Genomic DNA, 15,736 nt, shown 5'->3' on the forward strand with positions numbered 1-15,736 from the left:
CAGCAAGTGCAGCAGATAGTTCAGCGTCCGCAGCAAGCTCCTCTGCGTCTGCAGCAGATAGTTCAGCCTCAGCGGCAAGTTCTTCAGCAAGTGCAGCAGACAGTTCTGCAAGCAGCGCTGAAAGTTCAGCAACGGCTGCAAAAGATGTCGCAGATAAAGTTCTTGGTTCTGATGATGGCGACCCAACCACCACACAATATGGTGATGGTGCGAAAGCAACAGGTAAAAATTCCTCTGCTTTCGGTCATAATGCGATCGCTAATGCCGATAACTCAACAGCGATTGGTGCCAATGCACAAGCAACAGCACCAAATTCTGTGGCATTAGGTGCAAATTCTGTGGCAAATGAAGCGAACACGGTTTCTGTGGGTAGCGCAGGTCATGAACGCCGTATCACTAACGTAGCAGACGGTGTGAATCCAACCGATGCGGTGAATAAACGTCAATTAGATAAAGTCTCTAGTGATTTACACAGAACTGATCGCAAATTGCGTGCCGGTATCGCAGGTGCCGTGGCAGTGGCAAATATTCCACAGGTCACTAAACCAGGTGGTAGCGTTGTTGGCTTAGGTGTGGGTAACTATAACGGTCAAAGTGCCGTTGCGGTAGGTTATTCTCGTGCATCAGAAAGCAATAAGGTGATCATCAAAATGAGTGCGGGGGCAACCACGCAAGGTGATTACAACGTTGGGGCTGGTATCGGCTATCAATGGTAGTAAGGTAATTAGCCTATAATGAATTTCAGCTATACTTCGGTATAGCTGGAATTTTATCTAAAATGCGAAAGTATGGTAGATAAAATGATTATGTTGATCTTATCTTGTCGTTATCTGATGTAAAACAGTGTCAAAGTGCGGTAAAAAAATCATTTTATCTACGATACTTAAACGGGGTGAAAATATGAAACGTAAATATAAAGTTGGGATTACTTTTAACTTAGAATCAAAAGTAACAGATATTTGGGCAAATGGTGCCAATCAGAATATTATTTTCTTATATCAATTATTTAAGAAATCAAAAATTGTTGAAGATGTGGTGTTAGTATCGTGGGGGCCAGAAAAACGAACTGAACCACCTAAAGGCTTTATGTTAGACAATTTGGGCTTGAAATTTGCTTATGTGGATGATGTGATTGATGATCTTGATGTGCTGATTGAGGGGACGTTGGTCATTGAGCAAGTGCATCAAAAAAGAATGCACAGTCATAATGGTAAGATTGTCTGCTATAAGATGGGGCCCGATTATATTATGGATATTGAGTATTTTATTTTCGATAAAAAACCGGGGCGGACATTTAATGGTACAGTCTTTGATGCAAACTGGATTATTCCGCAAAATATGAATACCTGTGAGTCTTATTTATCGATTATGAACCGTTGTCCGTCTTATCAGGTGCCTGCAATTTGGGGGACGACGTTTTGTGATAAAGTGATTAAACGGATTAAAGATCAACATAATCTGGAATTTGGTTATAAGCCGAATCTGGAGAAAAAAAGTAAACGTATTTCCTCTTTTGAACCCAATATTTTTATCTTCAAAAACTGTTTCACTCCTGTCTTAATTTACGAGCAAGCCTATCGTACTGCACCAGAGAAAATTGAACACGTTTATTTGTGTAATACCTATGAGAAAAAAGATCATGATACGTTCTTTAATTTTATTGGGCGGACGAATTTGGTTAAAGATAAGGTGATGACTGTTGAAGGGCGTTATCAAATGCCTGATTTCTTGACCCGTTATGTGGATGTGGTGTTGGCTCACCAATGGGAAAATGGCTTGAATTATGCTTATAATGATGCACTTTATGGGGGCTATCCATTTATTCATAATTCTAAATTATTACCAAAAGGCGTGGGTTATTATTATGATCAATTTGATGCCTTTGATGGGGCCAGAGTATTGCTTGATGTGATTGAAAATCACGATAAAAATCACGATGCTTATGTGAAACGAGCAAATGAATATTTGGATTCCTTGTCGCCAGTCAATCCAATGAATATTTATTTGTATGAGAAAGAGTTGAAACGTTTGTTTGACGAGTAAATAATCGTATGAAAAAAGTGATTGTTACCGCACTCGATAATAACGATCAGATTTGGTATGAACATTTGGTCCCGTTTTTGATTAGTTTAAAAGAAACGGATTTTGATGGTGATATCGGGGTGATTGATTATGGTTTATCGGAAAACAAAATTCAAATATTAACCGAAAAACAGATAAAAGTGTTTGTGCCACAACGTCAATATAGTGAATTGTTAATGGATCGACAAATTTCTGCTGCGGCAATAGCAGAACAATATGGTTATGATGCGTTGGCGCTGTATGATGCGGATATTTGGTTTCCCGTTAAGCATCTGACTGTATTTGATGAAGTGCAAGAAAACGAAAAACTGTATTGTAGTTACGATCTCTGGGCTTGTGGTTTTTTATATACCTGTGTCAACCAATATGGCAAGGAGAAAATTTCTCAAGAGATTGAGCAGATTAAACAACAGCATAAATATGTTTGGCAAGCTGGGGTCATGACCGGCACAAAAAGTGCGTGGAAAGAATACCGAGATTTTGCCGACTTATTATTGTCTAAATCCGATGATTTTTATATGCAATATGGTATTGATGCGACCATTTTGAATTTATACTCTGTTCACGAAAATGGAGTGGCATTATTACCAATCAAGTATAATTGCCCACCTGTATGGGGGATTCGTTTATCAGATTGGGGGCATGGCGTTGAATATTCAGTCGAAAATGAGCCAGTGCAAGGTTTACATGTTACTCGGGCGCATCGTAAAAGTGGTGAATTTAGCTATCATAAACGTTTTCCGAAAAAATATTATGAGCAAGGGAAAGCCTATCAAATTAAACAGTATCCTTATTATTCGGTGATTAAAGACGGTTTTTCGTTGAAAGAATTGGCGAGCATGCCAAATCAATTCGAGATCGTGGAAGCGTTTATCAATAATGAATATATGAAAACCAGTTTTATGCCGAGAAATGCGGTTTATACTAAGGACAGTTTATTGGTCACGGCGGCGGGGAGTGCTTCTATTAAATTAAAAAATCGCCAATCTAGCCCACAAGAATTGTGTTTCTATGTAGAGGGGATCGCTGGGTATAGATTTTGTGAAGAAGTGTATTATCGGCTTGATGGGGTAGAACATAAAATAGAACCCTATCGAGTTTATTCCATTTATGTTGCCTCAGAACAACAAATTGAGTTAGTCACAAGGGAGCTGAATGTAGAACAAAGTCAGTTAAGATGGGTGTTGATGGATGTAGCACTGCATAGTTGCTAGACATCATTGATAAAATAGAACTCCCCCTAACGGAGGAGTTCTCTAACTGGTAATTATGAATTATTCATCCAAGAAACTACGTAATGTTTCCGAACGACTTGGATGGCGTAATTTACGCAGTGCTTTGGCTTCAATTTGTCGGATCCGTTCACGGGTTACGTCAAATTGTTTGCCGACTTCTTCCAATGTATGGTCAGTATTCATATCAATACCAAAACGCATACGTAACACTTTGGATTCTCTCGGGGTCAAGCCCTCCAAAACTTCATGGGTAGCAGCTCGCAGGCTTTGTGCTGTCGCACTGTCTAATGGCAATTCAAGGGTGTTGTCTTCGATAAAATCACCTAAATGTGAATCGTCGTCGTCACCGATTGGAGTTTCCATAGAAATCGGTTCTTTAGCGATTTTTAATACTTTACGGATTTTATCTTCTGGCATGCCCATCCGTTCTGCCAGTTCTTCTGGGGTCGCTTCACGTCCCATTTCTTGCAACATTTGACGGGAAATGCGGTTCAATTTATTGATGGTTTCAATCATATGTACTGGAATACGAATAGTCCGTGCCTGATCCGCAATGGAGCGAGTAATGGCCTGACGAATCCACCAAGTGGCATAGGTGGAGAATTTATAACCACGACGGTATTCAAATTTATCCACCGCTTTCATCAAGCCGATGTTACCCTCTTGAATGAGATCAAGGAATTGCAAGCCACGGTTAGTATATTTTTTCGCAATGGAAATTACCAAACGCAAGTTAGCTTCCACCATTTCTTTTTTAGCTTTACGAGCTTTAGATTCACCTTGTGCAACACGTTCGCCAATTTCACGAATTTGTGGAATGGTTAAGCGAGATTCTTGTTCAAGCTGTTGTAAGCGCACAATCGCTTGACGAATATCATCAGCATATCCCGCTAATTTCGGCGCATAGGTTTTCTTGCTGTCTAGAATTTTGACTAACCACGCATCGTTGGTTTCTTTGCCATAAAAGACCTTGGTAAAATCCTCTTTCGGCATTTTAGCATAATCCACTGCCCAACGTTGAATTTGGCGTTCTTCTTTACGCACGCGTTTCATCATGTCACGAATCGACATCACCAATAAATCAAATTGACGTGGTACCAAGCGGAATTGTACAAAAATTTCGGATAATGCTTGAATTTCTGACCGCACTTTTTTATGCGTACGTCCGTGTTTTTCGATCAGTCCTAAAATTTTAATGTGTTGCGCTTTTAATGCCGCAAATTTCTCTCTGGCCACTTCTGGATCAATGGCATTATCGCTGTCATCGGAGCTGGATTCGGTTTCTTCTTCATCTTCTTCATCGTCTAAATCCACATCGGCAACCGCTGCATTTTCATCATCGTCCTCATCGGCCATATCCTCATCGATTTCTTCAATGGCTTCTTCTTCCACCACATTTGGATCCACAAAGCCAGTGATCAAATCCACTAAACGTACTGAGCCATCTTCTACTTTTTCATATTGTTCTAATAAATAAGTCAAGGATTCTGGGTATTCAGCCACCGCACTTTGTACGGTATTAATGCCATCTTCAATCCGTTTGGCAATATCAATTTCACCCTCACGAGTCAGCAATTCAACACTGCCCATTTCACGCATATACATACGCACAGGATCTGTGGTACGACCTAATTCGGCCTCCACACTAGATAATACTTGAGTCGCTTCCTCGATCACATCATCATTAATATTATCAATATTTTCATTTAAGATAAGATCATCGGCATCCGGTGCGGTTTCCAACACGAGAATCCCTGCATCACTGATCATCTGAATAATATTATCGATCTGTTCTGCGTCAACCAGTTCTTCAGGAAGATGGTCGTTGACTTCAGCAAAGGTTAAATAGCCCTGTTCTTGCCCTTGTGCTATTAACAATTTTAATTGTGATTGTGGATTTTGCTCCATAAATGGCTCCGCCTTTACTTGGGTTCGTTGAGATAGTTAAGATAAAATGGGTTAAATTTTATCACTCTTGTGGCTAATTCACTATTGTTTTATTTCGCTCTTACGGTTAATAAGTGAGCAAGCTCTTGTTTTTCTGTTTCGTCTAAACCGTTAGTTCGGTCTTTGGCGATTAATTGTTCAATACGACGTTCGACAATTTGCACCAACAAGAAATTGTAGGTTTCAATGTAGGTCGCACTAATATGTTCATCTTCTATTAGATGATCCCATGTGGCCAAAATTTCAAGGGGTTTATAGTCTTCGGTGTCACGAAAATGTTCTAAAATTTGCCCTAAGTTGAGGCCGACATGCTGACGGCATAAGGTGGTTAATTTATCAAATAAGGCTAAACCCGGTTCATTTAAACTTGCTAGGGGAGAAACGTCATAGTCAAATTCTAGTGCCAATTGCGGATTTTGCAATAATAGGGCGATCATCAAACGCATAGGCGTTCGTTTGACTTCGGGCATTTTTTTCACCGCACTTTTTTGTTGTGGTTGTGCTAATAAACGTTCAATTTGTTGAGGATCGATAATACCTAATTTATGGGCTAAACTATTTTTTAAATAAATGCGTAACATGTCACCCGGAATACGTTCAATTAATGGCACCGCTAACGACGCTAATTTACTTTTGCCCTCTTTACTGTCTAAGCTGACGTCTTTCAGTAGATGATCAAATAAGAAATCGCTCAAGGATTGAGCTTGTTGTAAATAGTCCTCAAATTGTTGTTTGCCATATTGACGAATATAGGTATCAGGATCTTCTCCCTCTGGCAGAAAAACAAATTGTAACTGACGGCCATCTTCTAAATAAGGCAAAGCATTTTCTAAGGCTCGCCATGCAGCAGCTCGGCCCGCTCGGTCACCGTCGTAACAACAAATCACTTGATCGGTGGTACGAAAGAGCTGATTAATCTGTTCTGGTGTGGTGGCTGTGCCGAGTGAGGCCACCGCATAATCCACCCCAAATTGCGCCAACGCCACCACATCCATATAGCCCTCCACCACCAACAAGGCTTTCGGGCTATCGTTAATTTGCAAGGCCTCATATAAACCATACAGCTCATTGCCTTTGTGATAAGTCACGCTTTCTGGGGAATTAAGATATTTGGGCGTGCCGTCGCCAATCACTCGCCCGCCAAAGGCAATCACTCGACCACGGCGGTCACGAATAGGAAACATCACACGATCACGGAATGTATCATAGACCTTGCCACGTTCACTGCGTTTTAGCATGCCTAAGGAAAACAAACGTTCCTGTTCTGCCTTGTTATGGCCAAAGTGACGCACCACCAGATCAAAGCTGTCGGGGACAAAACCAATGGCAAAACGGGCAATAATCTCGTCGGATAAGCCGCGTTGTTGTAAATAGGCTTGTGCATGGGCAAATTGTGGCAGTTGCTGTTGATACAATTCCGCAATTTCTTGCATTAATTGATACAGATCTTTTTTGGTTTGATAATTCACATAAGGTTTATCGGACTTATGCTGGCGTTCTTCCCGTGGTACCTCTAAGCCAAGCATGGCGGCTAATTCTTCCACCGCCTCAACAAATTCGAGTTTGTCGTATTCCATTAAAAAGCTGATGGCATTACCATGGGCGCCACAACCAAAACAATGGTAAAACTGTTTGCTTTTGCTGACCGTAAAAGACGGGGTCTTTTCATGATGAAAAGGGCAACAGGCTTGATAATTATTGCTACCGGCTTTTTTCAGTTTTACCCGAGAATTCACCACATCAATAATATCCGCTTTTGCCACAATATCATTAATAAAAGAACGTGGAATCAAACCAGCCATAGATAACCCTTTATGTGAGCCAAACCAAGACAACAATTAAATGAACAAAACCGTGATTCCAAGTGGTTTCACGGTTTGTTTAGCGCAAATGTTAATTAGAACGTCTAATTAATATAAACGTGTGTTGCGAGAGTTCTCACGTGCAACACGTTTTGCGTGACGTTTAGCACGAGAAATATTTTCACGTTTACGAATTGTTGTTGGTTTTTCGTAGAATTCACGTGCACGCACTTCTGCTAAAATACCCGCTTTTTCGCAAGAGCGTTTGAAACGACGTAATGCAACGTCAAATGATTCGTTTTCACGAACTTTAATTACTGGCATAAGCCATCACCTCTATTAAAATTTGATAAATAAGTTGAGTTAATTTTGCAAAATTACTGAGTAACTTACTCAATAAAGGTCGCAATTTTAATCTAATTTACCCCTAAAAGTAAAGTAGGATTTTGATCTTTTCTGTGCAAAATCGCTAAAGTGCGGTAAAATCTCACTTATTTTTTAGCAGAATAACAAAATAAAGAGTATTTGATGAAGATCCTAGGCATTGAAACCTCCTGTGATGAAACAGGTGTTGCCATTTATGATGAACAACAAGGCTTAATCGCCAATCAACTGTATAGCCAAATTGCCTTGCATGCGGATTACGGTGGTGTGGTGCCAGAATTGGCCTCCCGTGATCATATTCGCAAAACCTTGCCCTTAATTCAGCAAGCCTTGCAACAAGCCAACCTCACCGCCCGAGATATTGATGGTATTGCATACACCTCTGGTCCGGGTTTAGTCGGTGCCTTGTTAGTGGGTGCCACCATTGCTCGTTCACTGGCTTATGCGTGGCATATTCCCGCTATTGGCGTACATCACATGGAGGGGCATTTACTCGCGCCCATGTTAGAACGGCCCGAAAATCGACCGCAGTTTCCTTTTGTGGCCTTATTAGTGTCGGGCGGACATACGCAATTAGTGCAAGTCGAGGGCGTGGGGCGTTATCAATTATTGGGCGAAAGCATTGATGACGCCGCCGGTGAGGCCTTTGATAAAACCGCTAAATTACTGGGTTTAGATTACCCCGGTGGCGCCGCCCTTTCTCGTTTAGCCGAACAAGGGCAAACGGGGCGTTTTGTGTTTCCCAAACCTATGACGGATCGACCGGGCTTAGATTTCAGTTTTTCTGGCTTAAAAACGGCGGCGGCCAATACGATCAACCAATTAATCAAACAGCAAAACGAACTCAGTCAACAAGACAAGGCGGATATTGCTCACGCTTTCCAAACTGCCGTGGTCGATACCTTAGCGATTAAATGCAAACGAGCATTAGCCCAAACGGGCTACAATCGTTTAGTTATTGCAGGTGGGGTCAGTGCAAACAAACAATTACGCCAAGGTTTACAGCAATTAATGCAAAGTTTAAAAGGGCAAGTCTTTTACCCTGCCCCCGAATTTTGCACGGACAACGGTGCCATGATCGCTTACGTGGGATTTTTACGTTTAAAAAATGGTGAACAATCGGATCTCGCCATTGACGTCAAACCCCGCTGGGCCATGACGGAATTGGCATCAATTTAAAAGGTTAACAACCATGGCAAAACTCTATTTTTATTACTCCACCATGAACGCAGGAAAATCCACCACCCTGTTGCAATCCGCCTACAACTATGTGGAACGTCAAATGAACGTGTTGCTTTATACCGCGGCCATTGATGATCGCTTTGGTGTCGGGAAAATTACCTCAAGAATTGGTATCAGCCAAGAGGCAAGATTATTTAATAAAAACAGCGATCTCTGGCAAGAAATCAAGCAACATGTGGAACAAGAGAAATTGCATTGTATTTTGATCGACGAGGCGCAATTTTTAAGTCAAGCACAGGTTCGTCAATTAAGTGATGTGGTGGATAAACTCAATATTCCCGTGCTGTGTTATGGTTTACGCACGGATTTTCAGGCGAATTTATTTGAGGGCAGCCAACATTTACTCGCTTGGGCGGATCAATTAGAAGAATTGAAAACCATTTGCTATTGCGGTCGCAAGGCCAATTTTGTGTTGCGTTTAAATGCGCAAGGCGAGGTGGTGAAAGACGGCAATCAAATTGAAATCGGTGGCAATGATAAATACCTTTCCGTCTGTCGCCGACATTATAAGGAAATGATGGAAAATACCTAAAGAGCTTAAAGTGCGGTGCGAATATTGGCAAAATTTACCCCAAAAACACCGCACTTTCTGTCGCCATTACACCACGGGCGTATTGCGATAAAACATTAATCTTGGCAAGGCCAACCCAATCACTAACGCCCCGAGTAAGAATCCGGTTTTAATAAAATCGTTAATCATATGTTCATACAGATCGGGCGCATAACCATGATAGTTAATTTGTACAATGGCAATCATCGCTTTATAGGCATAAATCCCAGGAATCATTGGGATAATCGCCGCCACCGTAAACACTTTCGGGTGCGCTAAATAACGTTGTGAAATATGCACACCCGCAAACCCAATCAACGCAGAGGCAAGCAAGGTTGCCAACACCAAGGCGACATCAAAATGCAATAACAGGGTACGGAAACTATGCCCCAATGCGCCTAACACGCCACAATAAATCAAGGCTTTAGGCGGCACGTTAAAAATCAACGCAAAGCCCACCGCAGGGATAGCGGCAAAAAACATATCGTCTAGTAATAATAAAATCAAATCCATGTTAATTTCCCCAATGTGCAATATTTAAAACATTTAATCCGAGAACAATGCCCATACAAGCGCCAAAGGTCAACACCGTGGCCAAGGTCCAACGGGCCCAGCCCATACCGATATGGCCCTTTAAAATATCCGCAATGGAATTCACTAACGGGAAACCAGGGACAAGTAATAACACACTGGACGCCAAGGCAATCTGAGGGTTGTTGCCTAAATTGAGTTTTAACGCCCAACCTGAAATCAAGGTCGCCACAAAGGCCGTGACACCAAACACAATCAGCGGGTTAAAATGCCGTTTAGCTAATTCTTGCCGTACAAACATGGCCACCGCAGAGGCCACAAAGGTAATGCCAAAAATAATATGATTACCGCCAGAAAGATGGGAAAAACAGGCGCAAGATAAGCCGATCATAAACACCACAAGCCAACGGTTATATTTCAGCGGTTTAATCTGTTCTAATTTTTTACGCACCAAGTGAATGTCATAAATATGATGTTCTGCCGAAATCACAATCCGCTGCACCGCAGTCACCACTTGCATATTAATGCCTTTATCGCTATTTTGCCGTGCGGTGGTAATGCAATGACCATTCATTAAGGTAGTTAAAATAATCGCGTTTGGGGTTAATGCACATTCTACTGACGCCGCCCCTAAGGCTTTGCCTAAACGTACTGCACTTTGCGACACCACCATACTCTCGGCACCATGTTGTAATAATAGTTGCGCCACCAAGACACAAAGCCTCGTGATTTCACGTTGCTGTTCTTCAGCTTCTGTTTCTGTTTGTTGATATTGTTCCATGACATCATCCTAACCAATAAATTAGCCCCTATTATACGGGGTTTTATCATTATTTAATTTGTCTTAAATCAAGAAAAGTGCGGTAAAAAATTAATGATTTTTTTAGATTTTAATGTTAATTTAAGCGCATTTCTTATTTCTAGGCTTTTATTATGACACAAAAAACCCTTGTGGTGAAATTTGGCACCAGCACCTTAACGCAAGGTTCGCCAACATTAAACCGCCCACATATGATTGAAATTGTACGTCAATTCGCCCAACTGCATCAAGCGGGATTTCGCATTGTGATTGTCACGTCAGGCGCCATTGCTGCAGGGCGTGATTATCTCAATCACCCTGAATTACCGCCGACCATTGCCTCTAAACAATTATTGGCCGCCGTTGGTCAAAGTCAACTGATTCAAACGTGGCAGCAGCTTTTTGCTATTTACGATATTCACATTGGGCAAATTTTATTAAGTCGTGCCGACATTGAAGATCGTGAACGCTTTCTTAATGCACGTGATACTTTGCATGCGTTATTAGACAACCGTATTATTCCCGTGATCAACGAAAATGACGCCGTTGCCACCGCAGAAATTAAAGTGGGCGATAACGATAATTTATCCGCTTTGGTGGCGATTTTAGTACAAGCGGATCAGCTTTATTTATTAACTGATCAACAAGGATTATTTGACAGTGATCCTCGCAAAAATCCTGAGGCGAAATTAATTCCCGAGGTGGCGCAAATTAACGATCATATCCGTGCGATTGCGGGGGGCAGTGGCACCAATTTAGGCACGGGCGGGATGTCCACCAAAATCACGGCGGCGGATGTGGCCACCCGTTCAGGCATTGAAACCATTATTGTGTCGGGCAATCGTGAAAATGTGATTGTGGATTTGGCCTATGATAAACCTATTGGCACCAAATTTACGGTACCGGCTGAACACTTGGAAAGCCGTAAACAATGGCTTTTCGCTGCGCCGTCTGCAGGTACGTTGGTGATTGATGAGGGGGCAGAAAATGCACTGTTAATCCAACAAAAATCCTTATTGCCTGCGGGGATTGTGGAGGTGCAAGGGCGTTTTTCACGGGGTGAAGTGGTCAAAATCCGCACCCGCAGTGGCAAAGACATTGCGCTCGGTATGCCACGTTATAACAGTGATGCCTTAAGCCGTATTCAAGGCAAAAAATCTCAGCAAATTGAACAAATTCTGGGTTATGAATATGGGGCGGTGGCGATACATCGTGATGATATGGTGGTGTTGAAGAAATAATATTCTGCGCTATTTTACACCGCACTTTTCGGCTTAATCTACGTTGATCATTGCCTAAAAAGTGCGGTGTTTTTTTACGTTATTTTTAGCGTAGGAGCTTGTTTATTCCTTGCCTTTTACATCAATAATTACCACTTCTGATTGCGAACCGAGGCGCATTGGAATGCCCCAAAAACCATAGCCAGAGGTGACGATAAAATGGCCGTGACCAATTTTTTCATGGCCGTAAGCCAACCGATAAGTTAATTTGGTAATCAAATTCGCAGGGAAAATTTGGCCGTTGTGCGTATGCCCTGCCACCAGTAAATCCACGGGTAATTGCGAAATTTGTTCAATTTCAGAGGGGCGGTGATCAAGCACAAAAATGGGTAATGAGGTATCGACCGATTGCAGTAATTGTGCGGTACTCGGGCGATCTTTGACGAGATCATCATTACGTCCCACAATCACAAATTCCTGATGAATGGTTTCGGTTTGGTCCCATAAAACCTTGATACCCGCTTGTTTAATTTGCTCGGCAATCCGTTGTTGATCGCCAAAGAAATCATGATTTCCCAAGGTGGCATAAACGCCTAAGGGTGCCTTAAGTTTGGCTAAACTCGGTTGCATTTGTTGGCTTAAATAAGCGTCCACGTTGTCGTCCATAATGTCCCCTGGGAGCAAAATAAGATCGACTTTTTGCTGATCAAAAATCGCCGCCAGTTGATCCATCTGTTTGGCGCCAAACAACGTGCCCAAATGAAAATCACTGGCTAGCCCGATTCGTAGGGGTTTGAGCGGTTTATCAAGGGTAATTTGATAATGCACAATTTTCGGTGTGTAAGCATTGTATACACTCACCGAAATCAGCCCGAACATGGCCACGGGATAAGCCCATGCCAATAAACGAGGACTCTGGAAATAACTTTTACCGAGCCACCAAATGATCCCGAATGCAAGACTAATAAACGCAGAATACAGTAAAATCACCAAAATATAAGGGGTTACCCGAAATAAGCTCGGTGAAACACGCAAAACGGTCAATAAAATAATGCCGTTCGCCAAGAGATAACTAAGAATCGCAAAGGCATATCGCCCTTGTTGGGGTAAAAACGCACCATATAACCAACCTAAAGTGCGGTTAAAAATATACAAAAATAATTGCAATACCACGAAAACAGCGGCAAAAATAAAATAATAACGAGTTTCCAATTTATGCTCTCCAATAAAAAATAGAAGGTGCGTGATAATACGCACCTTTCATTAAAAAATCAACCTTATCAAAAAGTTATACTGCAGATTGGAAAATCACATTATCGGATTTTTGCGTATAACGGCTAATTTGGTCGAAATTCATATAACGGTAAGTATCGTCTTTATCTTGCTGTAAATCATTGGCGTAAGATAAATATTCTGCTGGCGTCGGTAAACGACCCAACAAGGAGGCCACCGCCGCCAGTTCCGCAGAGGCCAAATACACATTGGCGCCTTGCCCTAAACGGTTCGGGAAGTTGCGGGTGGAGGTGGACACCACCGTGGCTTTATTGGCCACACGGGCTTGGTTCCCCATACAAAGTGAACAGCCGGGGATTTCAATCCGTGCGCCACTTTTCCCGAAAATGCTGTAATAGCCCTCGTCACTCAACAAAGACGCATCCATTTTGGTGGGCGGTGCAATCCACAATTTGGTTGGGATCATGTCTTTAAATTTCGCCAATAATTTCCCTGCGGCACGGAAATGACCGATATTGGTCATGCAAGAACCGATAAACACTTCATCTATTTTATCACCTTGCACCTCAGACAACAAACGGGCATCATCGGGATCGTTTGGTGCACACACAATCGGTTCCTTAATATCCGCCAAATCAATGTCGATCACCGCCGCATATTCTGCATCAGGATCCGCTTGCATTAATTCTGGGTTATCCAGCCATTTTTCCATATCACGAATACGACGTTCCAAGGTTCTCACATCGCCATAACCCTCGGCGATCATGTATTTCAGCAACACAATATTGGAATTTAAATATTCAATAATTGGCGCTTTGTCTAATTTAATGGTACAGGCCGCCGCAGAACGTTCGGCGGAGGCGTCGGAAAGCTCAAAGGCTTGTTCCACTTTTAAATGTTCCAATCCCTCAATTTCCAAAATACGCCCAGAGAAAATATTTTTCTTGCCCGCTTTTTCCACGGTTAACAAGCCTTGCTTAATGGCATAGTAAGGAATCGCATGTACTAAATCACGCAAGGTGATCCCTGGTTGCATTTCACCTTTAAAACGCACTAACACCGATTCAGGCATATCCAATGGCATCACGCCAGTGGCTGCCGCGAATGCGACCAAGCCAGAACCCGCAGGGAATGAAATCCCTATCGGGAAACGGGTATGGGAATCGCCACCGGTACCGACGGTGTCAGGCAATAACATGCGATTTAACCAAGAGTGAATAACACCGTCGCCCGGACGCAGTGAAACGCCGCCACGGTTCATAATAAAATCAGGCAACGTATGATGGGTCACCACGTCGACCGGTTTTGGATAAGCGGCTGTGTGGCAGAACGATTGCATGACTAAATCGGCGGAGAAACCCAAACAAGCTAAATCTTTAAGTTCATCTCGGGTCATTGGGCCAGTGGTATCTTGTGAACCCACCGAGGTCATGCGTGGCTCGCAATATTGACCCGGACGAATGCCGTCTACGCCACAAGCTCGGCCCACCATTTTTTGCGCAAGGGTAAAACCTCGGTGATTTTGCACCGCACTTTGTGGTTTTTGGAACACGTCACTTTCTGGCAAACCTAATTCCACACGAGCTTTATGGGTTAAGCCACGGCCGATAATCAATGGAATACGGCCACCCGCTCGTACTTCGTCCAATAACACATTGGTTTTTAATTGGAATTCCGCTAATACCTCGTCCGTATCATGACGGCAAATTTTGCCCGCATAAGGGTAAATATCAATCACATCACCCATATGCAGTTGGCTGACATCCACTTCAATCGGCAACGAACCTGCATCTTCCATGGTGTTAAAGAAAATCGGCGCAATTTTACCGCCAAGCACCACGCCGCCCGCCCGTTTATTCGGAATATAAGGAATATCTTCCCCCATAAACCAAAGTACCGAGTTGGTGGCAGATTTACGAGAAGATCCCGTTCCCACCACGTCGCCCACATAAGCCAAGGGGAACCCTTGTTGTTTAAGGCGTTCAATTTGTTTAATCGGGCCGATATTCCCTGCGTCGTCTGGCTCAATGCCATCTCGTTCATTTTTTAACATGGCTAAGGCATGCAATGGAATATCGGGACGAGACCACGCATCTTGTGCTGGTGAAAGATCGTCGGTGTTGGTTTCACCCGTGACTTTAAACACGGTGACCGTTAATTTTTCCGCCAATTTTGGACGAGATAAAAACCATTCGGCGTCGGCCCAAGATTGTAAGACTTGTTGCGCAAACGTATTGCCTTGTTTGGCACGTTCCGCCACGTCGTGGAAATTATCAAACATAAGTAGAGTAGTAGAAAGGGCGTTTGCAGCAATGGGAGCGAGAGTAGGATTATCGAGGGCGGCCAATAACGGCTCAATATTATAACCGCCTTGCATGGTACCGAGCAGTTTGACGGCATGTTCGGTTGAAATCAGCGGTGAACGGGTTTCTCCTTTGGCTAAGGCCGCCAGAAAACTGGCTTTCACATAAGCCGACTCATCCACTCCAGCTGGAATGCGAGTTTCAAAAAGTTCAAGCAAATCCACCGCACTTTTTTCTGCCGGCGGATGTTTCAGCAATTCGATTAACTGTGCCGTCTGTTCTGCATCTAATGGTTTGGGAACAACACCTTGTACAGCACGTTCATCAACGTGTTTTTGGTAATTTTGTAAAAAACTAGACATAGGAGCTCCTTATTTTTGTTGCAATTCTGTTACATATTAATACTGT

13 protein-coding genes are annotated in these 15,736 nt (G+C 42.7%); 6 read left to right on the forward strand and 7 right to left on the reverse strand.

The window, feature by feature from the left end:
* The 3 genes from ACTG7L_RS02195 to ACTG7L_RS02205 form a co-directional block, all read left to right on the forward strand.
* Positions 1-716, forward strand: a 716-nt coding sequence (locus ACTG7L_RS02195; protein ID WP_439287316.1) for a YadA family autotransporter adhesin, incomplete at its 5' end; no start/stop codon positions are given.
* A gap of 184 nt (positions 717-900) precedes the next feature.
* Entirely contained in the window at positions 901-2,043 is a 1,143-nt protein-coding gene (locus ACTG7L_RS02200; protein ID WP_439287317.1) for a DUF2827 family protein, read from the forward strand.
* 8 nt (positions 2,044-2,051) lie between these two features.
* A complete protein-coding gene (locus ACTG7L_RS02205; RefSeq protein ID WP_439287318.1) occupies positions 2,052-3,296 on the forward strand; it encodes a hypothetical protein in 1,245 nt (414 codons plus the stop codon).
* 60 nt (positions 3,297-3,356) lie between these two features.
* Here the strand turns inward: ACTG7L_RS02205 and rpoD are convergent, their stop codons facing one another.
* The 3 genes from rpoD to rpsU all read right to left on the reverse strand — a co-directional run bounded on the left by rpoD (position 3,357) and on the right by rpsU (position 7,390).
* Positions 3,357-5,225: an RNA polymerase sigma factor RpoD gene (rpoD, locus tag ACTG7L_RS02210; RefSeq protein ID WP_439287319.1), complete on the reverse strand. Its 1,869-nt coding sequence runs from the start codon at positions 5,223-5,225 to the stop codon at positions 3,357-3,359.
* Positions 5,226-5,314: 89 nt separating this feature from the next.
* Positions 5,315-7,066 carry a DNA primase gene (gene dnaG / locus ACTG7L_RS02215; protein WP_439287320.1) on the reverse strand — a complete coding sequence of 584 codons (1,752 nt, stop codon included), beginning with the start codon at positions 7,064-7,066 and terminating at the stop codon, positions 5,315-5,317.
* 108 nt (positions 7,067-7,174) lie between these two features.
* Positions 7,175-7,390: a 30S ribosomal protein S21 gene (gene rpsU / locus ACTG7L_RS02220; protein ID WP_439239938.1), complete on the reverse strand. Its 216-nt coding sequence runs from the start codon at positions 7,388-7,390 to the stop codon at positions 7,175-7,177.
* 204 nt (positions 7,391-7,594) lie between these two features.
* Between rpsU and tsaD the strand changes: the two genes are divergently transcribed.
* A complete protein-coding gene (gene tsaD, locus ACTG7L_RS02225; protein WP_439287321.1) occupies positions 7,595-8,629 on the forward strand; it encodes a tRNA (adenosine(37)-N6)-threonylcarbamoyltransferase complex transferase subunit TsaD in 1,035 nt (344 codons plus the stop codon).
* A gap of 13 nt (positions 8,630-8,642) precedes the next feature.
* Positions 8,643-9,224: a thymidine kinase gene (locus ACTG7L_RS02230; RefSeq protein WP_439287322.1), complete on the forward strand. Its 582-nt coding sequence runs from the start codon at positions 8,643-8,645 to the stop codon at positions 9,222-9,224.
* 66 nt (positions 9,225-9,290) lie between these two features.
* Here the strand turns inward: ACTG7L_RS02230 and ACTG7L_RS02235 are convergent, their stop codons facing one another.
* Positions 9,291-9,755, reverse strand: coding sequence for a threonine/serine exporter family protein (locus ACTG7L_RS02235; RefSeq protein WP_439239944.1), 465 nt, complete (start codon positions 9,753-9,755; stop codon positions 9,291-9,293).
* 1 nt (position 9,756) lies between these two features.
* Positions 9,757-10,554 (reverse strand): threonine/serine ThrE exporter family protein, encoded by a 798-nt coding sequence (locus ACTG7L_RS02240; RefSeq protein ID WP_439287323.1) that lies wholly within the window; start codon positions 10,552-10,554, stop codon positions 9,757-9,759.
* Positions 10,555-10,706: 152 nt separating this feature from the next.
* On the opposite strand from ACTG7L_RS02240, the gene proB reads away from it, so the two are divergent.
* The gene (gene proB, locus ACTG7L_RS02245) at positions 10,707-11,813 is read left to right on the forward strand and encodes a glutamate 5-kinase (protein ID WP_439239948.1); all 1,107 of its coding nucleotides are present in this window, start codon (positions 10,707-10,709) and stop codon (positions 11,811-11,813) included.
* A 102-nt stretch (positions 11,814-11,915) separates the two neighbouring features.
* Here the strand turns inward: proB and ACTG7L_RS02250 are convergent, their stop codons facing one another.
* Positions 11,916-13,004 (reverse strand): metallophosphoesterase, encoded by a 1,089-nt coding sequence (locus tag ACTG7L_RS02250; protein WP_439287324.1) that lies wholly within the window; start codon positions 13,002-13,004, stop codon positions 11,916-11,918.
* A gap of 76 nt (positions 13,005-13,080) precedes the next feature.
* The gene (gene acnB / locus ACTG7L_RS02255; protein WP_439287325.1) at positions 13,081-15,690 is read right to left on the reverse strand and encodes a bifunctional aconitate hydratase 2/2-methylisocitrate dehydratase; all 2,610 of its coding nucleotides are present in this window, start codon (positions 15,688-15,690) and stop codon (positions 13,081-13,083) included.
* Positions 15,691-15,736 lie beyond the last annotated feature (46 nt).

It is taken from the genome of Lonepinella sp. BR2357, from assembly GCF_051851525.1.
In the GTDB taxonomy this organism is placed as follows: Bacteria; Pseudomonadota; Gammaproteobacteria; order Enterobacterales; family Pasteurellaceae; genus Lonepinella.

Coding starts and splice junctions, on each gene's coding strand:
- ACTG7L_RS02200 (WP_439287317.1), top strand. CDS start 901: ATGAAACGTAAATATAAAGTTGGGATTACTTTTAACTTAGAATCAAAA.
- ACTG7L_RS02205 (WP_439287318.1), top strand. CDS start 2,052: ATGAAAAAAGTGATTGTTACCGCACTCGATAATAACGATCAGATTTGG.
- rpoD (WP_439287319.1), bottom strand. CDS start 5,225: ATGGAGCAAAATCCACAATCACAATTAAAATTGTTAATAGCACAAGGG.
- dnaG (WP_439287320.1), bottom strand. CDS start 7,066: ATGGCTGGTTTGATTCCACGTTCTTTTATTAATGATATTGTGGCAAAA.
- rpsU (WP_439239938.1), bottom strand. CDS start 7,390: ATGCCAGTAATTAAAGTTCGTGAAAACGAATCATTTGACGTTGCATTA.
- tsaD (WP_439287321.1), top strand. CDS start 7,595: ATGAAGATCCTAGGCATTGAAACCTCCTGTGATGAAACAGGTGTTGCC.
- ACTG7L_RS02230 (WP_439287322.1), top strand. CDS start 8,643: ATGGCAAAACTCTATTTTTATTACTCCACCATGAACGCAGGAAAATCC.
- ACTG7L_RS02235 (WP_439239944.1), bottom strand. CDS start 9,755: ATGGATTTGATTTTATTATTACTAGACGATATGTTTTTTGCCGCTATC.
- ACTG7L_RS02240 (WP_439287323.1), bottom strand. CDS start 10,554: ATGGAACAATATCAACAAACAGAAACAGAAGCTGAAGAACAGCAACGT.
- proB (WP_439239948.1), top strand. CDS start 10,707: ATGACACAAAAAACCCTTGTGGTGAAATTTGGCACCAGCACCTTAACG.
- acnB (WP_439287325.1), bottom strand. CDS start 15,690: ATGTCTAGTTTTTTACAAAATTACCAAAAACACGTTGATGAACGTGCT.